Origin of the sequence: Ligilactobacillus animalis KCTC 3501 = DSM 20602 (assembly GCF_001434535.1) — a bacterium.
In the GTDB taxonomy this organism is placed as follows: Bacteria; Bacillota; Bacilli; order Lactobacillales; family Lactobacillaceae; genus Ligilactobacillus; species Ligilactobacillus animalis.
This window is the reverse complement of the sequence record NZ_AYYW01000025.1, coordinates 171,752-196,323: the sequence shown is the minus strand read 5'-3', so window position 1 is coordinate 196,323 and position 24,572 is coordinate 171,752. Positions and strand designations below refer to the sequence as shown.

Here is a 24,572-nt window from a genome sequence, read left to right as displayed (position 1 = left end):
ATATATCAAAGGAGAAATGAAATATGCAAAAAGCAACGATTCAATTAGAAACATTAACTTGTCCATCTTGTATGCAAAAAATAGAAAACGGTGTGAAATCCTTAGAAGGGGTAAATAAAGAGAGTGTAAAGGTACTATTTAATTCAAGCAAGGTAAGAGCGGAATTTGACGATGAAAAAGTATCGATAAAAGATATCGAAAATTCTATTGATAAATTAGGATATGAAGTACTGAAATCCCAAGTAAAAAAAATTTAAAGTGGCGAATCAGTTAAGTCTGTATAATAGTAGAAGTCGTTGAAGGATCATCTTTATAATTTTGTTGATAATGTACTTTAATACTTAGTTCCATTACCCTCTTGTTAGGATATGGGAATACTAATGTTGACGGTAGTAAATAAAATTAAGAAAGGAAAAACTATATAATTCTTTCTCAAATATATTCAAATGTAACAAGTTGAATATGTTTGATTACATTGATCCATTGAGTTTGGAGTATGAATTAAAGACGATCGAAAATGGATTAAAAGCAATGGAATAGGGGAATAAGATGTCTTTTAGCAACAAAAAGTTTGCGGTTTATCTCATTATTATTTCACTGCTTTTCTTACTGGGACTTTACTGTGGTCTACGCTTTGGCGCTATTTCGTACAGTCAACAAGAACTGCTGACGACATTGTTACATCCGTTTAAAGAAACGGCCACGCAAGATATTTTGATCGATCTGCGTTTGCCCCGCGTTTTAGCAGCTGGGTTAGTTGGAGCTGCCATGGCCACGGCGGGTGCGATCATGCAAGGTTTGATGCGAAATGCGATCGCTGATCCAGGGCTTTTAGGGATCAATGCTGGAGCGGGATTGGCCTTAGCATTGGGCTATCTATTTTTTAAGAGTTTACATTACAGTATGATCTTGTTACTTTGTCTACTCGGGGCAACCGTTGCTGCGTTTTTAGTGTTAGTCTTATCGTATCAAGCCCGGATCGGATTTTCAGCGCTGTATCTTTTGTTAGCTGGTGCGATGGTCTCGGCTTTGTTCACCGCTTTAGGACAGGGACTAGTCACATATTTTAAACTTTCCCCGACGATCATCGGTTGGCAAGCTGGGGGCTTAGTGGGCGTCAATTGGGCGATGTTAAAGGTTATCGCACCGTTTATTTTGGTGGGATTGCTGTTAGCCTTTATCGGGGCTAAACAGTTAACGATCCTTAGCCTAGGACAGACTTTTTCGGTCGCCTTAGGTCAAAAAACAACGCGCTTTATGGTATTTTTCCTAGGTCTAGTCTTGATCTTATCTGGCGCCGCTGTTGCCTTAGTTGGAAGTTTATTTTTAGTGGGATTGATCATTCCGCATGTTGTCAAACAGTGGACAGGTCCAGTCTATCAAAAGATCTTACCGCTAACGGCTTTATTAGGAGCAACTTTTATGATCTGGGCGGATCTACTCAGTCGCTTCATCGCGCCACCATATGAGACGCCATTGATCTCAGTTGTCAGTGTGACTTGTTTACCGTATTTTCTATGGATGATCCACAAGGGGGAATTTTATGACTAAAAAGAGATTTTTCCTCATTACTGGGAGTCTATTCATAGTTAGTGTCGTGTTGGCGTTGGCACTGGGAAATGCTAAGCTTGATCTCGTTGAACTTTGGGATGTTATGACAGGACAAGCGACTCCAGCGCAAAATTTCGTCCTCTTTGAATTGCGAATGCCACGTATTTTAGCATGTCTGCTAGCAGGGGCCTCACTTGGTTTGAGCGGTTTATTACTCCAGACGTTAACGCAAAACCCACTGGCTGATTCGGGAACATTAGGGATCAACGCGGGTGCAGGTCTGCTGATCGCTTTTGCTTTGCGGTATTTACCCCAAGGATCCTATATGTCGCAGGTCTTACCGCTATTTGCAGTCATTGGTGGCTTACTTGTTAGCGGGCTGATCTACCATTTGGCCAAGAAGCAGCAAAGTACACTTGACCCGATCAAATTTATTATTACAGGCGTGACGCTTTCTGCAATCTTATCGACTAGTATCTTGCCTGTGGTCGGTCACGTTGAACAAGCTAAGTTGACCTATATGCTCGATTGGTTATCGGGTAAGATCATGGGCGATAATTGGACAAGTTTGAGCTTAGTGGCCCCCTTATTATTGATCTTGTGGGGACTAATTTATTATCGCAGTCGGATCTTTGACCTGTTGACGTTAGCTGAAGAGTCGAGTCTGGCTTTAGGCTTAGATCTACGTAAAGCTAGGCGGGATCTTTTGATTTTAACTAGTTTATTGGTATCATTAACTGTGATCATAGCAGGAAATATTGTGTTTATTGGACTTTTAGCGGGCCATATGAGTCAGCTATTCGTACCGGCGGGGCATCGGGTTCGGATCCCAGCAACTATGCTGTTGGGAGCATTGATACTTTTAGTGGCTGATACGCTGACACGGACATTTTTGATCGGAAATACTTTGCCGACAGGGATCGTGGTCTCAGTTATCGGTGCTCCGTATTTTCTTTTCTTGATGAAAAAAGCCCAACGTTAGAGAGGTGGTTTCTTATGGATAAAGCTGAACTTCGCCAAAAAATTGGGGACCTTGCTTATGAAGTGACCCAAAATGCTGCGACTGAACGAGCATTTACTGGCAAATATGATGATTTTTTTGAAAAAGGGATCTATGTTGACGTCGTGAGCGGACAACCCTTGTTTTCTTCCAGAGATAAATACGATTCTGGATGTGGTTGGCCTGCTTTTACGCGTCCGATCGAACAAAAAAATTTGACGACTAAAGCTGACTATTCGCACTTTATGCACCGGACCGAAGTCAAGAGCAGCCAAGCTGATTCTCACTTAGGTCATGTTTTTAATGATGGACCAAAAGCTCAAGGTGGTTTGCGTTATTGTATCAATTCAGCCGCTTTGCGTTTTATCCCGTATACTGAAATGGAAAAAGAAGGCTATGGGCAATATTTAGATCAATTATAACGATGAAGGGGATGCGACGAGGCATCCTTTTTATTTTACATTCGCATTCAGGTCAGCATGAAATATTGATTAGAGTAAGTCGGCCTTTACATTGAATGCGGTTAAATGGGATGATATAATTACGTTTGAAATATTGATCAAGAAATTTCACCTTTACGGGTGATTTATTTTAGAGTAGTAGGCTAGTTACCCATAAAATCGGAAAGGACTTTCTGTGGGATCCAGGAAGATTTTTAAAAATAATATTTTGGAGGTGCTAGAAATGTTATATCCATACGCTGAGTTTCCAGGTACGTTGATCGTAACTCATTCACAGGAAATGGAAGATGGCACAATACTTGTACACTTTGAGCAACCTTGTGACTGGGGATTTAAGGAAGCAAGATATGTTTTGCCAAGTAAAAACAACCTTTACAGTGAGGGGTTCACAGAAGCTGAGAAAAAGAATAACGAAAGAATACTTAACAATAATGCAAACTTAATTACTAAGTATGCTAAAATTGGTGGTGTTCCACTTGCCTAATGTATTGATATTCGGTAGTTATATATTATTCTTTTGGTCTAATGAGGGTAGTGAACCAGTGCATATTCATGTAGCTGTTAAGAGACCTAGTAGGGTTTCAGCTAAGTTTTGGATATTAGAAGATGGTAGTTGTAAGTTAGCCAATAATCATGCTGATATTCCAAAGAAGGATCTAAAAAGAATTTCTGAATTTATTCAGGGAAATATTGAAGATATTTTGAAAGCATGGAAAGATTTTTTTGTGGAAGAAGAAATAAGATACTATAAATAATATTTTTTGAGGATGCGACGAGGCATCCTTTTTATTTTGCATTGATATCTATAATTAATAGATAGTAGTTAATGAAAAATCATTGATGCAGCGCGAGTTATAGCTGATTTAAGCTAAAAAACTCGTGCTTTTATTTTGAAAAAGAGTGTGTTATTGTTGAAAAAATTTCTCAGATATGCAAAGGGGGAAAAGGATGCAACAATTGGGGGAAGTTTTTCAAAGGTTTCGTAAAGCACGGGGATTAAAGCTAAAAGATCTAGCCACAGCGGGCGTTTCGATCTTACAATTATCACGGTTTGAACATGGGGAGACCGACCTTACGATCACAAAATTCATGTTGGCACTGGATGAGATCAACTTACCGATCACTGAGTTTATGTATGTGGCGCATGAATTTCAGCAAGATGAGCTAAGTGAGTTATTGGCAAAGATCAATAAATATGTCTTGGTAAATGATGTCACAGCTCTAAAGCGTCTCTTAGTTTCGATGTTAGAAGACAAGACAAAGCACACTAAACTTTGGCAATTGGAACTGACTTTACTCAAGCTTAAATTGCAGGAATTGACGGAGGTCACTTACTGTTCGAAGCAAGAAGTGAAATATCTGACTGATTACCTGTTTAGTGTTGAAGATTGGGGTCACTATGAATTGTTGCTCTTCATGAATACAATGGAAGTCTTTGATCATCAAAGTGTAATGGTCTTAGCGCGTGAAATGGTAAAAAAGACGAGCTTTTATGCCGAGTTGCCCGAGAATCGGCGCTTGATCTCAAAGATGCTTTTAAAGGGGTATCTGACTTGCATCGAAAGACATGAAATGGTCGATGCAGTGTATTTTGAAAGGTAGCTGAATCATTGCTTCTTTACGGAAACTGAGATCTATGAGCGGCTGGTTTTTCAATATTGTAAAAATCTATATCAATATCAAAAGACGAAAAATTATCGTGCGATCCTTGAGATACATAAGTGCATCGGCGCAATGCGGTTAGTTGCAAGTGATCATTTAGCCCAAAAATATGAGCAGCATCTCGAAAAGATCTTAGCGACTGAATAAAAATTGCAGATAGGGGAATTTTTTAAAATATATCTGAAATGCGGATAAGATAAAGTCATAAAAATTTATTGGAAGAATTATTATGACTAAAGAATTTAGGTGACTGATCGCTTCACAGATCGTAGCGAATCTAGCCGATTACTCGTTGGAAGTCTTGATCATTGCTAATATTTATCTTACCTCAAAGTCAGTGGTCTCTAGTTCGATCATTCCACTTTTGATGAGTGGAACATCGTTTATCTCGACTTTACTCGTACCATTAGTAAGTAAAAGATTTGCATTGAATAAGATCATGTTATTTTCACAAGCTAGTAAAACGGGATTGTTGTTGATCTTGACTGTAGCCTTATATCTATGGCCAAGGTTATCGCTGTTAGGAGTCTGTGTTTTGATGATATTGATCACACTACTAGATGGCTTTGAAGGTCCGGTCACTGCTGCGATGATAGTTCATTACACGACTGACTTGATCAAAGCAAATGCCATTTCATCGGTTTGTTTTCAAACGATCGATATCCTAGGTTGGGTTTATGGTGGTGTTCTTTTCTCGATCCTTGGATTATATCGTTCATTGCTGATCACGATCACTTTATTTGGAATAGCTACTTGGATGACAAGTTTATTGCCACGGGTGGCCTTTGATGAGTTAAAGAATGAAACTGATCGCCAAACGTTGTTGAAGGGCTGGAAACTACTTTTAAAAAATCCAATATTATATACCTTAGTCGGGATCGAGTTTTTTGAAGAGTTTGCTAATTTGATCTGGGTCTCAACGATCATTTTAGTCTTTGTTTCAGAACGATTACATGAGAGTACTAGATATTGGGGCTATGCTAATATGACTTACTCAGTGGGGATCACTTTAGGTGGGTTATTAGTATTTAAGATCTCCGAGAAATTGCTCGAACGTAAAGTTTACAGTATGATGACCTCGCTCGTTTTGACCGCTTCGTTGATTTTAGTGATCTTAATTATTCCTAATTCGATGGTCTTTTTGACTTGTTCAGTTTTGATCGGGATAGTATCTCAATTAAAAGAAATTCCAGAAATAACTATATTACAAGAAAATATTCCTGAAAAACAGATGGTAAATATCAGATCAGTTTTTGAGATAATTTCAGTGATAAGGTTTGGAATGTTACTTTTAGTGATGAGTTTTATCACGCAAAAATTTGGGATCACGGTCTCATTCTTATTAGCTACCATCAGCTTATTGATCGAGGCGGGGTTGATCTTCAAATATAAAAAGTATTTTGCATAATAGTTTAGCCACTCGAAATAGTTATTTTGGGTGGCTATTTTATAGAAACTAGCCCCTGATCATTGCTATTTTTAGTTGGTTCTATGCTATGCTTTTAGTATAGATATTTTAGCTAAAACATATAAGCAGGTGGGATTGATGACAGAAGTAAAGAAGTGGAAGTTTGGCGAACGAAATAATCATGCAGTCATGTGGGCGATCCCACGCCCCAAAGCGGTTTTGCAGATCGTTCATGGAATGATTGAACACATCGAGCGCTATGATGAGTTTGCGCGTTTTGCCAATCAAGCAGGTTATTTGGTCGTGGGTCACGATCATGTCGGGCATGGAAATACAGTGGTAGAGCCGGATGATTATGGGCACTTTCCTAAAGACTGGCAGACCTTAGTGGCTGATGTACATACTTTGCAGGTTGAAGTGAAGCAAAAATATCCCAATATTCCATATATCATCATGGGACATTCGATGGGATCTTTTATCACGCGTCTATATCTGGCAAAGTATGGTCAAGATGTTGAAGCGGCGATCATCATGGGAACGGGACAGCAACCCCGAGTACAGACTTGGACTGCGATCGGTCTGACGAGGATCTTGCGTGCTATCCATGGTGAAAAATATCGCAGTAAATTCCTAGAGCAGATGAGTACGGGGCTATTCAATCGCTTTTTTTCACCTAATCGGACCAAGGCTGATTGGCTTTCGCGCGATGAGGCTGAAGTTGATAAATATTTAGCGCATGAGCATCATCAGTTTACACCGACTTTGAATATGTACCATTCATTATTTACCTTTTCAAACTATGCGGCCAGCTCTAAATAGATCAAGCAGATCCCCCATGCGTTGCCATTGTTACTGATATCAGGTGCCACAGATCCGGTTGGGGGAGCAAGTAAGTGTGTAGAGCGTTTCTATGCACTCTTACAGCGTGAAGGTTTTAGCAATGTGACTTTAAAACTTTATCCAGAGGCAAGACATGAGATCTTAAATGAGTTGAATAAAGTTGAGGTGATGCGTGATCTAGTCGCTTGGATGGATGAAAAGATCTAGTTACGGTTAGCTCAGTGAAACGGCTACGAATGATCTGTCTGTGAAAAGAGTATATTTTTTATAAAAAACGTTATAATTGTTACAATTAAAAGGGTAATGGTGATATGTTAGTTGATTTTAAAACTTTCAAAGATACTAATGGCGAAAAACAAAAAAGGTAGAAAAGAAAAAAGTAAGGAAGGGGTCAAACGATGAGAAGTTATCGTGATAAAGCCGAACTAAAAGCAGAGATCCAAAAAGCATATGCTAAATATATCGCAGAATTTACCGAGATCCCCTAGGCATTAAAAGATGAGCGCTGTAATGATGTGGATCGCACGCCCACTGAAAATCTAGCTTATCAAGTAGGGTGGACGACATTATTATTGCAGTGGGAAGCGGATGAAAGACAGGGTAAGTCAGTAAAAACACCCACTGAGAACTATAAGTGGAATCAATTGGGGGAACTCTACCAGTATTTTTCTGCAACCTATGCTCTATTATCACTAGCGGAATTGAAAAAAGATTGGACCAAAATATCCAAAACATATATCAAATACTTGATGAAATGAGAGAAACTGAAGTATTTGAACCACATATGCGAAAATGGGCGGATAATTCGACCAAAACAGCAGTCTGGGAAGTCTATAAGTTTATTCATGTGAATACCGTGGCGCCTTTTACGACTTTTAGACCTAAGATCAGAAAATGGGAGCTTTTGATGTTATAGGCGATAAAAATTTGAGAATGTGAGGAAATATTATGCAAACAGTAGAGATGTTAGTTGATGCACTTAACCGGGCGGAAGAACGTTTTTTAGAGACGATCGCCCAAATGAATATTGAACAATTGAACACGATGCCAGCAGATCTGATAAAGTCGGTCACATGGTTGACTTGGCACACAGCTAAGATGATCGATCAACAATTGTCGGAATTAGCTGGAAAAGAACCGCTCTATACTAGTCAGGGATGGGCCCAAAAGTTTGATCTAGATCTACCTTTAGACACACAGGATTGGATCCATACACCAGCTGAAGCACGTAAAGTTCAAGTGAAAGATAAAGAATTATTAGTCGATTATTTCCAAGCAGCGGTCGCTTTTGGACGGGATTACCTATCGAAAATAGACCTAACAACATTAGATGAGATCATTGATGAAAGTTGGGAGCCCTCAGTTACACGAGCAGTGCGGATCATCTCAACGCTAGATGATGCTAGCATGCATTCAGGCCAAGCGGTGTATACTAGACGTTTGGTTTTAGGTAAATAAGGTATGGAGTGTCAGTGATGGCGGCAAAGATAAAGTCCTTCCATTGGCTAAGATAGTGGACTTTTTCCGACAATATTTGAAATAAATTTTGAATTGACAGTTGAATATAACTCTGATAGCATAATTATGCTTTTATATCGGAGCATCACCCTAAGTGTAGTTAGATGAGCAGATCCTTGTCTAGCTATGCTTTTTTTGAAAGGATGAATTGATTTGAATAAGAATTGGTTACTGTTGATCATAGGTGGCCTGCTGGAGATCGTTTGGGCGTTGACCCTGAAGCTCTCGGATAGTTTTACGGTCCAGCCTTATGGGATCATCACGATCATTTTTATTGTTTTGAGTTTTTACTTATTCTCCCTAGCTATGAAAAATTTACCGGCTGGGATCGCTTATTCGGCTTATTGTGGGATCGGCGCAGTTGGCTCGGTCTTATTTGGTTGGATCTTTTTAGGTGAAGCATTGAGTTTGGGCCAAGGTATCTGTGTTTGCTTGATGATCAGTGGTTTGGTCGGCTTAAAGTATTTGGGGGATGAGTAACGATGGACATTATCTATTTAATTGGCGCAGGGTTAGCTGAAGTCGGTTTGGTTTTTTGTATGAAACGTGCTGGCGGTTTTAAACAGCTGTTTTGGACAGTGGGAACATTATTTTTTGCGACGGTAAGTTTGACGGGACTTTCATTTGCGATGAAAACGCTGGATGCTGGTGTAGCCTACAGTATTTGGGTCTCGTTTGGTAGTATCGGAGCTTTAGCAGTAGGCAACCTTGTTTATGGCGAAAGATTAAATGCTAAACAACTGATCTGTGTTTGTTTGATCATCGTGGCCGTTATCGGCTTGAAAATATTTTAAGTGGCTAAAGGTGATATATACTATAGATAAAAATGGGGGTATCACTATGGACCAAGCAAAACGTCGGCTGTATCTGATCCAAAGCTTATTAAATGAAAATCCACGCACAGCCAAATTCAAGATCCCAAAGACACAAGCAGACCAAGAAAAGATGCTAAGAGCGTTATTCAATACACGTTTAGCACGCCCGATCACACCTGAATTTGAGCAGATCCAAGATGAATACTTGACTGAAGTATTAGCGCAAAAGCAAATAACGACGCTCAAAGATCTAACGCCGGTCGCTGACAATATCTATCTGTGGCAGGGGGATATCACGACTCTTAAAGTCGATGCGATCGTCAATGCAGCGAATAGGATGATGCTGGGGTGTTACCGTCCAAACTGTAATTGTATCGATAATGCGATCCATACTTTTGCGGAGATCCAACTGCGAAATGAATGTTATCAAGTCATGCAAAACGTCGGACGCTTTGTGAAAGTCGCTCAAGTCTTACCGACCAAGGCATATAATTTGCCTAGCAAGTACGTCTTACATGTGGCGGGACCGTATGTTAAAAATAAGATCTTGACACCAGAATACGAAGAACAGTTAGCTCAAGCATATTATAATTGCTTAAAGCTGGCACATGATAATGATTTAAAAAGTTTAGCTTTTTGTTGCATTTCTACGGGTGAATTTGGCTTTCCCAATGAGCGTGCTGCTCAGATCGCAATTAAGACGGTCAAAGATTTCTTAGTTCAAACGGAGACACAACTACAGGTAGTTTTTAATGTTTTTAAAGATCTAGATCTAGAGATATACCAAAGAATATTGTGATGTGTATACAAGGCCGAGTAGTTCTTGGTCTTTTAAAATGGTCTAATTGTATCCGGTTACATTTAAAGGTGTATTTTACTAGACGAAAACCTACCTTTAAAGATAGAATAAAGATGTACAAATAAAAGTTGATTTGGGTGGAAAATAGCGAAGTGTCCACTTTATTGTGGTTTTATCATAAGTAAAAGCTTCTTGAAATATAATTTTTTATTGTTATAGCGTTCGAAAATGATAGCGCTATCAAAATAAACGAGGGTGAGGTGGTCTAGTCCAAGTAGACACCCAGACTTATTTGTTGTTAGTTGCATCGGTCAATTAAAGAATGGTAGGGGATCTTAAATGAAAGAAGTCAGTCAAAAAACGGGTATTTTAATGTTTTTCACCCTATTTGCTGCATATGTTACATTTGCTGCTAGTTGGGTCGGTGGTTCCAATCTTGGACCGCAGATCATTCAAACTTATTTTGGACATGAAGTTTCACCAGTGTTGAGTCAAGTTGTCAACTATACGATCACGATCGCGCGCGTTGTCGCTAATTTTTTAGCTACTTTATTTTTGATGAAACTCGGGATCAAGCGCGCCGGTCAATTTACCTTATTTTTATTATCATTTTCGATGATCGCGATCTGGATGCCTAACTATTGGCTTTACATTATTGCTCGGATGATCATGGCGCTTGGTGGTTCGATGATCATGGTCTACATGAACCCGATCGTGGTCCGTTTTGTTTCGCGGGACAAAAGATCTTTTATTCGTCATTTATCACCGCATCTTACAATATCGGGGCCTTCATCATGGCGATCGTATTTGTCTTTTTTGCCGATAAGATGACGCATAATTGGCGCTTGACGCTGAGTTGTGTAGCAACCTTTAGTATTTTCTTCTTTATCGTTTGGTTATTGAAAGCTCAAAACTTTGAGACCTCAGGTGGGGCTGAAGTTAAAAATGATTATAGTTATGGAAAAGCAGTCAAAGATCCATTTGTTTGGAAATTTGCTTTGGGTTTTGGAGCTTTCTTATTCTTATACGTAATGACTTTGACCAGTTTACCGCCAACATTGGTAAATGCTTATAGTAATTTTAAACCAGGTACGATGATCTGTGCCGTTTCCGGTGGTGGTATGGTCGGAACGCTATTGATGTTAAAGATCAAGGTCGAACGAAAACGCCGGCCGATCTTATTAGTTTTAGGTAGTGCAGCGATTTTAGCCATAGCCGGTGCGATCTTTTTAGCGGGTATCTCACCATTAGTGGCATATACGCTACTATTTATCAGTGGGATCTTTTTATTCTCCCAATATCCGATCTATTTAAATATTCCACATGAATTACCAAATATGAATCCACAAAAGTCGACCTTGCTCTTTGGGGTGATCTGGGCTTTGACCTATGGCTTTTATACCATTTTAAATGTCATTTGGAGTATGATCTTGGGTGCAGGTGGCTTGCTATCCGCTAATATTTTCTATGTTATTGTGTCAATGATATATCTGGTGGCAATTATCTTATTGCCAGAAACTTATCGCAAGAAGTGATCAGATACTTGCTCAAAGATCATGGCAGGCACTCTTGCCATGATTTTTTTGTATAGAGTTGTGGAGTATATTTACAATTCAGAACATGACAGGTATAGAGAGGTGATCTAAAAGTTTGAAGAAGTCAAATTATTGCTAGCCTGGAAAGATAAATTAGCCACAGGGCCGTGGGGTGAGTGGTGCTATCGTCCAGGGGAGATACCCCATGTCAAATATTCTCAAACTGTTGAGGAGTTTATCAGAGAAGTCGAATTATTCGTATACGACCAACCTCAGCTTAATTTAGAGAATTATCAATTGATCTTATCCCAAGCGCAGGTGGATGTTGAAACTGTAACGGATCTGTCAAATTTATCTCCGCAAGTATTATTGGCAGCTTTAGTGCGGATCATCAAGCGTGAAGAGTTTAGTGAGGGCTATATTTTGCGCTTTTTACAGAATCGGCTGATCGTTGATATTTTGGTTGAACTCGCACAAAAACTTAGCTCAACGACTGAGAAAAAATACATGTTTTGTCAGGTCGAATTTATACCTGATGCACCACTCTATACGTATCTATGTGATGATGAGACCATTAAAGAAGGCGATGAAGTTGTTGTTCCAGTGGGCCCACATGAAGAGATGCACATCGTCAAAGTTAAAAAGATCATCTATGCAACGGCAGCCAATGCACCTTACCCGTTTGAACGTTGTAAAAAGGTCATCGATAAGTTAGAAACAAGAGTGGATCTGGTAGCAGTTGAGGAGAATATCTTTACCGTGACTTCGCAGGCTGTCGATGCGTTAGATACTTTGATCGGTACATTTAGACTTAAAAAAGATGGCAGACCTTTAGCAATCGAGTGTCTAGAAGCGTGTTTTTCAAAAACGCATGAAAATCAACGAGGAACTTTGATCTTTAAATCAGCACGCTCCAATGTATACTTAACTGATCCAGGGGTATACCTTTGTTTAGACAATACGCCTAAAGTTGAGATCTTAGAAAAGATCACGCAAAGCTTAGGCGGGGTAGGTAATGAGTGGCAAAAGATCGAGTTGCGAAGTGTCAATGACCTTGAGATGCAGTTAGAAGAAGCAACTGATCTTGCTAAGGTCGAGTTAAAGTTCGATTCTAAACATGATGTAGATGTTCTCTGGCTCGATTACTTTATCACGGCTGATGGGATCACTGTTTACTTTAGTGAATGGGAGGAAAAAATGAATAAACAAGAACCGATCCAGTACGGACACGCTAAAACTAAAGCCTTGATCAGGCAACAATTACAAGATATTGATCGCGCTGAGATCCACGCTAAAGCCGAGGTGATCTTAGGGAAAAATATAGTTGAATTACAGCAAGCTGTGGCAGCACAGCTATTGACTTATGAACAATTGGTGGCATTTTATCTAGATCGGATCGAGCGGTCGATCGAGTTGAATGCAGTCATTGAAATCTCACCGACGATCATGGCAGAGGCGAAAAAGTGTGATCAAAACCGCCCGGCTGACCCTAATTTACTATATGGTATGCCATTGACACTTAAAGATAATATCGCTAGTGTGGGTATGCCATTTAGCGTAGGAACTTATTATTTGCGTGATTTTATACCACTCAAAGATGCTCAATTAGTTACTCAACTAAAAGAACAAGGGGCTTTGATCTTAGGAAAAGCCAATCTTTCCGAGCTAGCCAATTATGTTTCATCGGCAATGCCCAGTGGCTATAGTTCTAAAGCAGGACAGACACGTAATCCTTTTGGTCCATTGACCTTGACACCATATGGATCAAGTTCTGGTAGTGCGGCTGGTGTAGCTGCTGAACTTTCCGTAGCTTCGATCGGTTCGGAAACGACAGGCTCGATCGTTGCTCCAGCGGCGATCCAATCGGTCGTTGGCTTTAAGCCAAGTCAGCCGGCGATCAGCGCTAAGGGCGTATTCCCGTTAGCTAAGCCTTTAGATGTGACCGGACCACTGACTAAAAATGTTTTTGATGCAGCTATTATCTATAATGCAATGGCTAAAAAAAGCACCTAAAGTAGAGCTAGCTAAATTAAAGCAAGCTACACTTTCAGGTAAGCGTCTTGGAGTATTGACTGGGGATGAAAAATTGATCACGGCTCTGCAAAATTTAGGCGCTACTTTGTGTATGATCGAATTAGATCCTGTTGGAGTTGATAATTTAGCGGTGATCGATAATAATTTTAAGTTCAATGTAGCCGAGTTTGCAGCTGAATTCGAATTACCTTTTAGATCGTTAGAACAATTACTGGCGTATAATGCTCAAGATCTTAAACACCGGGCGCGTTATGGGCAAGAATTAGTTGAGCGGGCTGCTAAAGTCAGCGAACATGATCCATTTTTAGATAAAAAACAGCTACAACTAGCACAAAAGTATCTGCTGGAACTCTTTGAGCGCGAAGAACTCGATGCGATCGTGACTTTGGATTACAATGATGTCTTGACTCCAGCAGTTGCAGGCTACCCCGAAATTATGGTCCCCTTTGGCAGAAATGCTGCAGGCGAACCACGGGGCGTATTATTTTTCGCCAAAGACAAGCATGATCCAAAACTTCTAGAACTTGCTTACGCTTTTGAACAAGGAACTAAGGGAAGATTGGTTCCTAAAATATTTTAAAGTAAAAAGCTAAATATATTTTCTACTAGGGGTTTGAATACGGTATAATTAAACTGAGAGTTTAAGAGGATCAAACTATTATAACTAGTGGAAAGCGAGGACTACACAGTGAAACTTATTGGAATCGTTGGTACGAACTCAGCCAAGTCGACTAATCGTAAATTATTACAATATATGCAAAGTCATTTGGCAGATAAAGCTGAGATCGAATTGGTCGAAGTAAAAGATATCCTTGTTTTCAACAAGCCGGCTGACAAGAAAGTCCCTGAAAAGGTGACTGAGATTGCTACGAAGATCGAGGCAGCAGAAGGGGTGATCATTGCTACACCAGAATATGATCATTCGATCCCGGCCGCTTTAATGAATGCTTTAGCTTGGCTTTCATACGGGATCTCACCTTTATTGAATAAGCCAGTTATGATCACGGGGGCTTCATACGGTAAATTGGGCTCTTCCCGTGCACAAGCTCAATTGCGTCAAATTTTAGATGCCCCTGAATTAAAGGCTAGTGTAATGCCCGGCTCAGAATTTCTCTTGGCACATTCACTACAGGCTTTTGATGAAAATGGTAATTTGATCGATCTGGAAACCGTTCAAAAACTGGACGCACTCTTTGATGATTTCCGTGTTTTCGTCAAAATTACAGCTAAACTTTCAAATGCACATGAGTTATTGCATCAGGAAGCTGAAAATTTTGACTGGGAAAATCTTTAATTTGCGAGGAAGGGGTATTTAACAATGAAATTTGTTGGCATCGTTGGCTCTAGTGCAGAACAATCATATAATCGTTTATTGTTGGAATATATCAGAAAACAATTCAAATTAAAATTTGAACTTGAAATCTTGGAGATCGATGAAGTTCCAATGTTCAATCAAGATGATAATTGGGCAGATAGCTTCCAATTACGCTTGTTAAACAACAAGATCACGCGTGCAGATGGGGTCATCATCGCTACACCAGAGCATAATCATACGATCACTGCAGCGTTAAAGAGTGTTTTAGAATGGTTATCCTATCAAGTTCATCCGTTTGAAAGTAAGCCTGTGATGATCGTTGGGGCTTCATATTATGATCAAGGAACTTCTCGTGCGCAAGCCCATTTGCGTGAGATCTTAGATGCACCAGGGGTCAATGCCTATACATTACCGGGGAATGAATTTCTGTTAGAAAAAGCCAAAGAAGCATTTGATGATGAAGGCAATATCATCAGTCAAGATACGGTCAACTTCTTAGAGACGTGTTTAGATAATTTTATCAAATACGTTGAAGTGGTCAGTTCATTGAAGAAACCAAAACCGATCGCCCCCGAAGATCTAGATGCGAACCATCCGATCAAAACAACAGTAACTGAGGTCGATCCCGATGATCCAGAATGGGTCGAAAAAGTAGCCAAGATCACAGGGGCGGTTTCAGGTGACACTTATGTCAAGCTCGACCATGGGATCTTAACGGTCGATCAGATCAATATGTTCTTGAAGTCGATGCCGTTTGAATTGACTTATGCAGATGATAACAATCAGTTCCTATATTACAATAATGCGCATCAAGATCCAGACACCATGTTTGCTAAACGTGTGCCAGCGCAGTCTGGTAGCCGATTATCGACGGTGCATAATTCATTGCCACCAGCACGGATGAAAAATGTTGAGTGGGTCGTGGGGACTTTACGCAATGGAAATCAGGAGTTTGTGCGCACGATCATCCCTGGTTCACCTGCGAGTGTGGTCAATACGCACCACTATCAAGCAATGTATTATCCAGATGGATCCTATGCCGGAATCAATGAATTAGTCTTTAACTTCAAGCCATGGCTAGATTGGTATTTGAAAGAAACCGGGCAACGTTTGGTCGGGGGCAATACGGGACCTATGATGCCGGATGCTAGCACGGGTGCCTCTGAAGCTCCAAATGCTGAAATGACACCTGATGCTAATACAGGCGCATCAGAACATTAAAATAAATACTTGAGAGGCTTGTTTGTCTAATATAGTTATGATGTCATATGCGCATCTAAAAGCTATACAGTAGAGATAAAGCCTAGTGAATAACGAGGAACTTGCTGTGATGATACATCATAGTCGGTCCCTCGTTATTCGTATAGTCTCTCTTTTGATTTGGAAAAGGATTTTTAAATGATATTTTCAGCTTTGGTGATCTTGATCATTTTTTCGGGCTTTTTAGCAGGTCTAGGAAAACAAAAAGCTTTACAGATAATCAAGGCCTTCTGCTTTGTCGGGGGCGAAACGTTATTAGGTTGTCTCTTATTTGAGTTGTTGACATTAGTGTTTTTTATGTTACCACTTGAAAATTTGTTGTCAGATGGAGCGGGGAGCATCTTTTCAGTGATCTTAGTGATCGCGATCATAAATGGGATCATTTTATACTGGTTAAATCGTTTTTTGAATGTAAAGTTCAAGATCTCAGCACAAGTTCAAGTGCTGTGTGAGTATATGATCCAATGGGGCTTGATCTATGTGACTGTTTATCAAGTTATGTTCGATAATTTTTTGAGTGTTTTAAAGAGTGAACATTTTAAAACCAGTGATATCAGTACCTTGAATCTAACTGATCCAACTGATCTGATCATTTTAGTCTTGCCCTCATTGATCTCTGTGTGGATCGCATTAGTTTTATCACGTTTAAAAAATGACACCTTATAAAATATGGGATGTTAAGAAAAATATTTTTATCTGCATAAATGTGTGTGTAAAATTTTTCTTTGCTAAAGATCCTTTTAGGCATAAGACGAGATTTTTAAAGCGGTTAAAAATCCCCAAAAATAGGTGCTTGACATTTATTTTTACTAAAACTATAATTCAGACAATTATTACAGGAAAGGAGTCAATACTATGGATCTGCGTTATGAACCAACTAGTTGGCAAGTCTGGTACATTTCTTGATCGCATCTCGTGGTATTCACAGGTACGATCTATTTGGGCTTTCTCAAGATGTACCTGTGCTGACTCTGATAAATAGTGACCGCACAGATCTGATATAGGCTGTGCGGTCTTTTTGTATCTGAATATATCACAGGTATCTAAATTGAGAAACGATATTTACATAGAGTTTGGAGGGATTTAGATGTCTGTAGTTTTAGATCTAACAGCCGTTTTGGTCATGTATGCTTTTAGTGAGTTGATCGCACAAAAGACTCATGCGATCATCGATACGGTTTTAACAGTCTCAGTGTTATCGTTGATAGGATTTTGGTTAGGTATCCTGCCCAAAGATATGTTTGTTGTTAGTGGGATCGATACTTTTGGGATGGCGATCGTTGGTCTGATGTTGACTTCATTGGGAACGACGATCGATCTTGGTGAATTGAAACGCCAATCTAAAGTGGTCATGATCGCGATCAGCTGTGCTATCGGTGCCAGTGTTTTGATAATTTTAGTTGCATTTTTGTTGGGACATAAGAATTATGGGATCATTGGAGCCCCAATATATGCTGGGGGAAATGCAGCAACCTTAGTTTTATTGAACGCGCTTAAAAGTCATCACATGCAAACTTTAACGACTTATGCTTTAGCCGTGCTGACTTTTCAAAATTTTGTCGGTATTCCGATCGCGACCTATGCTTTACGCAAAGAGGCAAAACGTTTTTTGGAAAAAGGTGTATTTGAGCCTAAAGCTGAAATAAAAGTTAAAACGACTGGTAAATTCTTGCAACAGCTACCAACAACTCCAGTCATATGTCTAGCTAAATTGGGCTTAGTTGCTTCGCTTAGCTATGGGGCAAGTTTAGTTGTTCACGGCAAGATAAATTACTTAGTGATCTGCTTTATCTTCGGGATCATATTTTATCAGCTAGGTTTTTTGGAAAAAGGAAGTTTGGAGAAAACAGCTTCAAGTGGACTGATAACATTTTTAGTGACCGTAGTTATTCTAGATAGTTTGGCTAATACGAGTCCACAGCAAGTGCTGCTCGTTATCGGACCTTTATTGATCTGTCTAGGGATCGGTACGGTCGGTGTGATTTTGACAGCGTTATTGATCAGTCGCTTCAGTCAGGTTTCGTTTGAGATGGCGGTCGCTTTGGGGTTGACGTGTACCTTTGGTTTTCCGACAACGATGATTATGTCACAAGAAGTAGCAGCTAGTTTAGGTAAGATATCAGCTGAACAAAATGCGTTAGAAAACTATTTTTTGCCTAAGATGCTGACTGCAGGATTGGTAACAGTAACGTTGATCTCAGTCTTTTTTGCAGGTTTTGCGATCAATTATTTGCATTAGGAGGGTAGGTAGTATCATGAGAAATATCCAGCAATATTTAGTGTCACAGCGAGCAGAAATGATCGCTTTAACTGAAAAATTAGTTAATATCGATAGTCCGTCAACTTATCTAGCCGGGATCAAACAAGTGGCAACGGTCTTGAGTGAAAAAATGCAGTCTTTAGGGATGCAGATCCGCCAGATCGATCAAGGAAAGCCAGGAATGGTCTTGGTGGGTGAGTTAGCAGGCGTTAGGGATCCAGCCCCCGTGATCTTAAGTGGTCATCTAGATACTGTTTTTCCAGTGGGAACAGCCACAGCACGACCCTTTAAGGTAGTCGGCGACAAAATGCAGGGACCGGGAGTCTACGATATGAAAGCTGGCTTGGTCATCGGATTATTTGCTATCCAAGCGTTACAACGAGTTTCTTTGCTAAAACGCCCGCTAAAAATGATCATTGTAAGTGATGAAGAAAAGCTACATTTTGATTCACGCGCAGCTACGATCATGGCACAAGAAGTCGTCGGGGGTGCATATGGTTTGAATTTGGAAGGTACTGCTGACCAAAACCAGATCAGCACTCACCAGCGTGGCGGGATGATCGTTGATATTACGGTGCATGGTAAAGCGGCTCACTCGGGGATAGAACCGCAAAAGGGACGCAGTGCGATCTTAGAGTTAGCCGCTAAGCTCCCTAAATTGGCAGCCTTAACTGATATGACCCAGGGGATCCACGTCAATTGTGGGATGATCAGTGGTGGAATAAGTGAAAATATTATTCCCGATAGAGCTAAAGTCAGTCTGGGTGTTCGGTTCAAAACTGAAAAACAAAGAAAGGATCTGTTGGAAAAAATCATTCAGATCGCCCAAGAACACCTTGTTTTAGACACCACAACTGAAGTTACGGTCAGAACTAAGATCAACAGTATGGAAGAAACAAAACAGGTAAAGCAGCTTTTTGCTGATCTCAAACAGACAGCTCAACGAGTAAATTTGCTCATGCTAGAAGCAGTAGGTGATAGTGGAGCATCGGACGCAGGGATCATGGTGACAAATGGTGTTCCTTGTTTAGATGGTGTAGGCGTTGTCGGCGATGGCGCGCATACAGATAAGGAATTTGCTAAAGTCAGTTCAATGATCGAACGGGCTAGTTTGCTGGCTGAATTTATCAGAGCACAAGAGTAGGTGAAGTGATCTGTTGTGCAAAAGACAAAAAAGTTGTGTTTGCCTAACACATCCTGTATATTTTTAAGTAAAGAAGGAAAAGGAGGTGCTGGGATGGACATGTTATTTATCGTTTTACACGTGCTCTTTGGCTTGGGTTCATTTGCAGGCTCATTGATGTTAGCAGTTGGCTTCAAAGATAAATTCAATGAACTCAACACATTGCAAAAATCTGGTATCTTATTGACGATCATCAGTTTGTTTGCAACGATCGCAGTTACGATGGTCTCTAAGGGCAATATGATCGCTGCAATTATTTTTATCGCATTAGGTGCCGTAGCTTGCGGTTACTTGGCATTTGCTAAGACAAAAGAGGCGTAATCATAATTGAATAACTAACTTTCCCTCTTGGCTCATTTGATCAGCAAGAGGGTTTTTGTTGGTCAAAAAGCTTGTCAAAAGGGATAAAGAGTGTATAATAGTGACACTAAAGTTCTTTGAAAACAAGATCATATCGAACTTAGTGCAGAGAAGTTGAACGCTTTGCTAAGATATCTCGGAGGTTAAGTCCTCGTAGTTTGCTAGTTGGGATACTGGCTAGTGGCTATCAAAGTGGTGGTGACATCATGGCGTTTTGTAAAAGCAAAAGAGGCTAAGAGGTATGCAAATGTAGCCCAGAATTAACGTACTGAACTTTTCCACACGATAATAGATGCTCAGTGAGAAGAAGCTAATATTGCTACTATTCAGGGATGAATATAGTTTACATTGGTAATATCCAACCAAGTGTGTTGCTGTGAATGTTAGAAATAACAGTATAAGAAAAGAAGCAGGTACATCGCTCAAGACGGCAGTTATCATACAAATATATGAAAATGCTGAATGTTCGGGTCGATGTTGGAAGTTGAAACACTTGCCACGGTCGAGTAATGCATAAGAAAGTAGTGAGTCGCTCTCACTGCTCAGCTCTTATGAACTGTTGACGGAACGAATTCGCAAGCTACAGGCGTAGAGAGAAATACTCCGATATGATCTTGTTTTGAGAGAACTTTAGTTAAAGGAGTGGGCGACCAGTGCTGTATGAACAACAAGGGACCTAGCATGATGTATGTGTGTGCATCGAGCTAGGTCCCTTGCTTGATAGTAGTATTAATGAGATTTACGGTATTTTTTTATTCGCCAACTTTACGTTTATCCTAAAAACTAGTAACGTTTTGTTTGTCTGCTAGCGTATAATTGATGAGCGCACGCAGTAAGTCGTATGGGATATCTTGGCCAAATTGGAGCTGGAAAGTCTTTTTACCATGTTTGAGCTTCAGGTCTTTGATCTGTGGTAAAAAGTGCTCAAAAGTACGCATTTCAGGTGCCACAGTAAAATGCTTCGTGGCAACACTAAAGCCGATGATAAAAGTTCCATGATGGGTGAACATTGGCTGATTCCATTTGTATTCTGGCTTTAATTCAGGAAAGTCAGTCATTAACCAGTTGATAAAGTCGCCAGAGATCAAACGGTTATCTGGATCATCGATACGTTGTATATACTCAAGGATCTGTTCCATTGTTAAGTCCTCGCTTTTTTGTTGTGTGCAATTATTGTATCATGGTATGGAAGGGAATGGTTAGTTTATGATCAGAAAATTTAAAACCGATGATTTAGAACAAGTCATGGAGCTTTGGTTGGCGACAAATATTTCAGCCCATGATTTTATTCCGACTAAATATTGGCAGGACAACTATGCATTAGTTAAAGAAATGCTGCCTCAAGCTGAGATCTGGGTCTATGAAGCGGGAAATGAGCTTCTAGGCTTTATCGGACTGCAAGCTGATCACATTGCTGGGATCTTTGTGGCTAGCAAGGCACAAGGCAAGGGGATCGGAAGCAAGCTGTTAGCTAAAGTCAAACAAGAAAGAGAGCAGTTGAGTTTAGCCGTCTATGCTAAAAATGAACGTGCGTTAAAATTCTATCGGCGCGCAGATTTTGCCGTGGTGAACGAACAGCTGGATGAGGCGACCAGTCAAGTAGAGTATCAGATGGAATGGAAAGCGAGATAATACGAACATAAAAAGTGATCAGGCCGTCTCTCGTAATGAGGTGGCCTGGTCACTTTTAATCTTTAAAGGTAGCGACTTGTTCTAAGGTCAGTTTATTAGGACTAAAGCTATTTAAGGGGTCAGTTGAAGCGTAGCCTAAAGCCACCCCAACGGCTAAAGTCTCACTGTCAGGGATCTCCATGATCTCTTTGACAAGAGTAGGGAATTTGACTAATTCGTAAGCCGTGATCGATGCAAGTCCTTGAGCGGTAGCACTTAGGACTAATGTTTGGGTAAAAGCCCCGATATCATGGACTGACCAAGGGGATAAATCTTTTGGAAGCGTGATATAGATGAGTGCTTGAGCATTGAAGAGCTCAGCTTGACTTTTACGAAAATCGACTTCACCAGGCTTGAAGCGTTGCTTGAATTCAGTCGTCCAAGCAGCCATATTTGCCTGTGAACGTTGATCCCACTTATCACGACTCAAGACCGGATATTCTGGTTGTCCAAGGTCGCCTTGTTTAACTGCTTCACGGTGCTTTTCTTTGATCAAAGCTAGAGTTTTTCCCGTAGCAACATAGACGCGCCAAGGTTGGGAATTGACCCAAGATGGTGTTGTTAGAGCATCTTGAATGATCTGCTCAAGCTGTGATCTAGGGATAAATTGGTCGGTAAAATCACGTGTCGAATGTCTTTTCTGAACGAGTGTGGTAAAATCCATCACGATCATCCTTTCATTTATAAACTACGGTAAGTATAACATTTTGGTGAAAACGCCACCATCAAAAACGTTTGGAAGGCCAAAAGTAGTTAAATTAAAAAATAAGGTACGAAATTCAAAAAATAAAGATTGCAATCTAATCATTTTAAGGTAAAATTAAACTAACTAATTGAGAAAGGATGACATTTATGGATCTTATTATTCCAAAAGATTATGATCCCAAGCTTGATGTCAAAAAGACACAAGAAGCGATTCGATATATTCGTGAGACCTTCCAAGATGAATTTGGCAAAGAGCTTGGCTTATCACGTGTTTCAGCACCAATGTATGTAGAAAAGAGTTCGGGGTTGAATGATAATTTGAATGGTTATGAAACACCTGTATCTTTTACGATGGAGAGTATCCCAAATGATACCATCGAAGTCGTCCATTCTTTAGCTAAATGGAAACGGATGGCCCTAAAGCAATACGGCTTCAAGCTACATGAAGGGCTATATACTAACATGAACGCGATCAGAAAAGATGAAGAGTTGGATAACTATCACTCAAGTTATGTCGATCAATGGGACTGGGAAAAGATCATTGCTAAAGATGAACGCAATGTTAAGACCCTTGAAGATACGGTCAGACGGATCTTCAAAGTGATCAAGCACATGGAAAATGAAGTCTGGTATAAATACCCTGAAGCAGTCAATAAATTACCTGACGACATCTTCTTTATCACAACTCAAGAATTAGAAGATATGTACCCAGAGCTCACGCCAGAAGAACGTGAAGACAAGATCTGCCAAGAACACGGCGCAGTCTTTTTAATGCAGATCGGTGGCACGTTAAAGAGTGGTCAAAAACATGATGGCCGTGCTCCTGACTATGATGATTGGAGCTTGAATGGTGATATCTTATTCTGGTATGAGCCACTCAACTGTCGGTTAGAGCTTTCAAGCATGGGGATCCGCGTTGACGAAGACTCGATGCTAGCCCAATTAGAGGCAGCAGATGCCCTTGATCGTAAGCAATTACCATACCATCAAATGGTTTTGAATAAGGAATTGCCATATACGATCGGTGGCGGGATCGGACAATCTCGTTTATGTATGTTGTTACTAGGTAAAGCGCATGTTGGTGAAGTTCAAGCAAGTATTTGGCCAAAGGAAATGATTGAAACTTGTCGCGCACATAATATCAACATTTTATAATAATCGAACAAACAGAGACCAATGGATGATTCTGTTGGTCTTTTTTTACGGAGGACATTATGAAGTTCAAAAAAATACTGACCGGATTTGCGGCAGCTTTGATGCTCAGTGGTGCGATCGGGGCACCGATAACGGCCAAAGCAACTACTCACTATGGTGGCTGGCGTACACATCAAAAAAATAGCTCGAGTGGCTCGGGTGAACTAAAAAAGAGCACCCCATCACAACAATTAGCCCAAACAGTTTTGACACCTGATGTTGTTAAACAATTGGGCGGTGAGCAAAATCTCAAATGGAACAACAGTGGGGCTTTTATCGTTAATAACAACAAGGCAGATCTAAAAGCTAAGGTTTCTAGTGCACCTTATGCAACAAATGAAGTCGATAGCTTGAAACGTCCGACGGTGGCAAACGCCCTTTTGAATAGGACAACGCGTCAATACAAGAATCGCCACCAAACTAATAATGGTTCGACTAAATGGAAACCACAGGGCTTTAAGCAACTCACTAACTTAAGTGGCGCCTACAACCATGCTTATGATCGCGGTCACTTACTAGGGTATGCTTTAGTTGGAAATATTCGTGGTTTTGATGCGAGTGAGAGCAATCCTAAAAATATTGCGACTCAAACTGCTTGGGCTAATGAAGCTAATGCAAAGTATTCAACAGGCCAAAATTATTACGAAAGTCTTGTTCGAAAAGCCTTGGATCGTAATAAGACTGTCCGTTATCGTGTGACAAATATCTATAGTGGTAATAATTTAGTCCCAGCAGGAGCTCACTTGGAAGCCAAATCAAGTGATGGTTCGTTGGAATATAATGTTTTTATCCCTAATGTTCAAAAGGGCTTAAAGATCGACTATGCTACTGGTCATGCGACAAAAGTGAACAACTGATGGATAGATGTTCAGACTTGTGATACAAGGGCCGTACCATGATGTAAAACATCATGGTACGGCTTTTTATTATTCATACGGCGCTGACAGTATTATTTTATGCCCATTTTACTAGCTTTTACTTATTTTTTGTGTTTTAATTTT

At 40.2% G+C, this 24,572-nt stretch carries 26 protein-coding genes and 3 pseudogenes; 27 read left to right on the top strand and 2 right to left on the bottom strand.

Annotation, left to right across the window (positions count from 1 at the left end):
• The first annotated feature begins 23 nt into the window (after positions 1–23).
• The 24 genes and pseudogenes from FC30_RS04650 to FC30_RS04540 all read left to right on the top strand — a co-directional run bounded on the left by FC30_RS04650 (position 24) and on the right by FC30_RS04540 (position 19,962).
• Positions 24–257: a heavy-metal-associated domain-containing protein gene (locus FC30_RS04650; RefSeq protein WP_016174972.1), complete on the top strand. Its 234-nt coding sequence runs from the start codon at positions 24–26 to the stop codon at positions 255–257.
• 292 nt (positions 258–549) lie between these two features.
• A complete protein-coding gene (locus FC30_RS04645) occupies positions 550–1,551 on the top strand; it encodes a FecCD family ABC transporter permease (protein WP_010689506.1) in 1,002 nt (333 codons plus the stop codon).
• Positions 1,544–2,533 (top strand): FecCD family ABC transporter permease, encoded by a 990-nt coding sequence (locus FC30_RS04640; RefSeq protein WP_010689505.1) that lies wholly within the window; start codon positions 1,544–1,546, stop codon positions 2,531–2,533. The genes FC30_RS04645 and FC30_RS04640 overlap by 8 nt, the downstream gene beginning before the upstream one ends.
• 14 nt (positions 2,534–2,547) lie before the next feature.
• Positions 2,548–2,973, top strand: a complete 426-nt coding sequence (gene msrB / locus FC30_RS04635) for a peptide-methionine (R)-S-oxide reductase MsrB (protein ID WP_010689504.1) — start codon at positions 2,548–2,550, stop codon at positions 2,971–2,973.
• Positions 2,974–3,235: 262 nt separating this feature from the next.
• Entirely contained in the window at positions 3,236–3,496 is a 261-nt protein-coding gene (locus tag FC30_RS04630; protein WP_010689503.1) for a hypothetical protein, read from the top strand.
• Complete coding sequence (locus FC30_RS04625) at positions 3,480–3,767, top strand: DUF4160 domain-containing protein (protein ID WP_373878869.1); 288 nt, start codon at positions 3,480–3,482, stop codon at positions 3,765–3,767. Before FC30_RS04630 ends, FC30_RS04625 begins: the two co-directional genes overlap by 17 nt.
• Before the next feature lie 193 nt (positions 3,768–3,960).
• A pseudogene (locus FC30_RS04620) lies at positions 3,961–4,821 on the top strand (helix-turn-helix domain-containing protein).
• A 145-nt stretch (positions 4,822–4,966) separates the two neighbouring features.
• Complete coding sequence (locus FC30_RS04615) at positions 4,967–6,082, top strand: MFS transporter (protein WP_010689498.1); 1,116 nt, start codon at positions 4,967–4,969, stop codon at positions 6,080–6,082.
• A 138-nt stretch (positions 6,083–6,220) separates the two neighbouring features.
• Positions 6,221–7,129 (top strand): annotated as a pseudogene (locus FC30_RS04610) (alpha/beta fold hydrolase).
• Positions 7,130–7,320: 191 nt separating this feature from the next.
• Positions 7,321–7,835: pseudogene (locus FC30_RS04605) on the top strand (ClbS/DfsB family four-helix bundle protein); the annotation flags it as partial.
• 35 nt (positions 7,836–7,870) lie between these two features.
• The gene (locus FC30_RS04600) at positions 7,871–8,380 is read left to right on the top strand and encodes a DinB family protein (protein ID WP_010689489.1); all 510 of its coding nucleotides are present in this window, start codon (positions 7,871–7,873) and stop codon (positions 8,378–8,380) included.
• 213 nt (positions 8,381–8,593) lie between these two features.
• A complete protein-coding gene (locus tag FC30_RS04595; protein ID WP_010689488.1) occupies positions 8,594–8,920 on the top strand; it encodes a DMT family transporter in 327 nt (108 codons plus the stop codon).
• Between the two features lie 2 nt (positions 8,921–8,922).
• Complete coding sequence (locus tag FC30_RS04590) at positions 8,923–9,234, top strand: DMT family transporter (RefSeq protein ID WP_010689480.1); 312 nt, start codon at positions 8,923–8,925, stop codon at positions 9,232–9,234.
• A gap of 46 nt (positions 9,235–9,280) precedes the next feature.
• On the top strand, positions 9,281–10,054 hold the full coding sequence (locus FC30_RS04585; RefSeq protein WP_010689478.1) for a protein-ADP-ribose hydrolase: 774 nt from the start codon (positions 9,281–9,283) through the stop codon (positions 10,052–10,054).
• Between the two features lie 339 nt (positions 10,055–10,393).
• The gene (locus FC30_RS09755) at positions 10,394–10,885 is read left to right on the top strand and encodes a hypothetical protein (RefSeq protein WP_235804174.1); all 492 of its coding nucleotides are present in this window, start codon (positions 10,394–10,396) and stop codon (positions 10,883–10,885) included.
• Positions 10,849–11,589, top strand: coding sequence for an MFS transporter (locus FC30_RS09750; protein ID WP_235804173.1), 741 nt, complete (start codon positions 10,849–10,851; stop codon positions 11,587–11,589). Before FC30_RS09755 ends, FC30_RS09750 begins: the two co-directional genes overlap by 37 nt.
• A 132-nt stretch (positions 11,590–11,721) precedes the next feature.
• Positions 11,722–13,602 carry an amidase family protein gene (locus tag FC30_RS04575; RefSeq protein ID WP_050778948.1) on the top strand — a complete coding sequence of 627 codons (1,881 nt, stop codon included), beginning with the start codon at positions 11,722–11,724 and terminating at the stop codon, positions 13,600–13,602.
• Complete coding sequence (locus FC30_RS04570) at positions 13,577–14,203, top strand: amidase (RefSeq protein ID WP_050778947.1); 627 nt, start codon at positions 13,577–13,579, stop codon at positions 14,201–14,203. Before FC30_RS04575 ends, FC30_RS04570 begins: the two co-directional genes overlap by 26 nt.
• A 108-nt stretch (positions 14,204–14,311) precedes the next feature.
• Positions 14,312–14,917 carry an NADPH-dependent FMN reductase gene (locus tag FC30_RS04565; RefSeq protein ID WP_010689476.1) on the top strand — a complete coding sequence of 202 codons (606 nt, stop codon included), beginning with the start codon at positions 14,312–14,314 and terminating at the stop codon, positions 14,915–14,917.
• A gap of 24 nt (positions 14,918–14,941) precedes the next feature.
• Positions 14,942–16,159 carry an NAD(P)H-dependent oxidoreductase gene (locus FC30_RS04560; protein ID WP_010689474.1) on the top strand — a complete coding sequence of 406 codons (1,218 nt, stop codon included), beginning with the start codon at positions 14,942–14,944 and terminating at the stop codon, positions 16,157–16,159.
• Between the two features lie 177 nt (positions 16,160–16,336).
• Complete coding sequence (locus tag FC30_RS04555; RefSeq protein ID WP_010689472.1) at positions 16,337–16,864, top strand: SA1002 family membrane protein; 528 nt, start codon at positions 16,337–16,339, stop codon at positions 16,862–16,864.
• Positions 16,865–17,285: 421 nt separating this feature from the next.
• Positions 17,286–18,437 carry a hypothetical protein gene (locus FC30_RS04550; RefSeq protein ID WP_010689470.1) on the top strand — a complete coding sequence of 384 codons (1,152 nt, stop codon included), beginning with the start codon at positions 17,286–17,288 and terminating at the stop codon, positions 18,435–18,437.
• 16 nt (positions 18,438–18,453) lie between these two features.
• Positions 18,454–19,602, top strand: a complete 1,149-nt coding sequence (locus FC30_RS04545) for a M20/M25/M40 family metallo-hydrolase (RefSeq protein ID WP_010689469.1) — start codon at positions 18,454–18,456, stop codon at positions 19,600–19,602.
• Positions 19,603–19,695: 93 nt separating this feature from the next.
• Positions 19,696–19,962 (top strand): hypothetical protein, encoded by a 267-nt coding sequence (locus FC30_RS04540; RefSeq protein ID WP_005922582.1) that lies wholly within the window; start codon positions 19,696–19,698, stop codon positions 19,960–19,962.
• Positions 19,963–20,777: 815 nt separating this feature from the next.
• On the opposite strand, the gene FC30_RS04535 is transcribed toward FC30_RS04540, so the two are convergent.
• Positions 20,778–21,140, bottom strand: a complete 363-nt coding sequence (locus tag FC30_RS04535) for an iron chaperone (protein ID WP_010689468.1) — start codon at positions 21,138–21,140, stop codon at positions 20,778–20,780.
• A gap of 67 nt (positions 21,141–21,207) precedes the next feature.
• Between FC30_RS04535 and FC30_RS04530 the strand changes: the two genes are divergently transcribed.
• The gene (locus FC30_RS04530; protein WP_010689467.1) at positions 21,208–21,633 is read left to right on the top strand and encodes an N-acetyltransferase; all 426 of its coding nucleotides are present in this window, start codon (positions 21,208–21,210) and stop codon (positions 21,631–21,633) included.
• A gap of 55 nt (positions 21,634–21,688) precedes the next feature.
• On the opposite strand, the gene FC30_RS04525 is transcribed toward FC30_RS04530, so the two are convergent.
• Positions 21,689–22,336: a nitroreductase gene (locus FC30_RS04525; protein WP_010689466.1), complete on the bottom strand. Its 648-nt coding sequence runs from the start codon at positions 22,334–22,336 to the stop codon at positions 21,689–21,691.
• 188 nt (positions 22,337–22,524) lie between these two features.
• Here FC30_RS04525 and asnA point away from each other — a divergent pair, with 188 nt between their 5' ends.
• Both asnA and FC30_RS04515 read left to right on the top strand, forming a co-directional pair.
• A complete protein-coding gene (gene asnA / locus FC30_RS04520) occupies positions 22,525–23,532 on the top strand; it encodes an aspartate--ammonia ligase (RefSeq protein ID WP_010689464.1) in 1,008 nt (335 codons plus the stop codon).
• Positions 23,533–23,591: 59 nt separating this feature from the next.
• Positions 23,592–24,428 carry a DNA/RNA non-specific endonuclease gene (locus FC30_RS04515; RefSeq protein ID WP_010689462.1) on the top strand — a complete coding sequence of 279 codons (837 nt, stop codon included), beginning with the start codon at positions 23,592–23,594 and terminating at the stop codon, positions 24,426–24,428.
• Positions 24,429–24,572 lie beyond the last annotated feature (144 nt).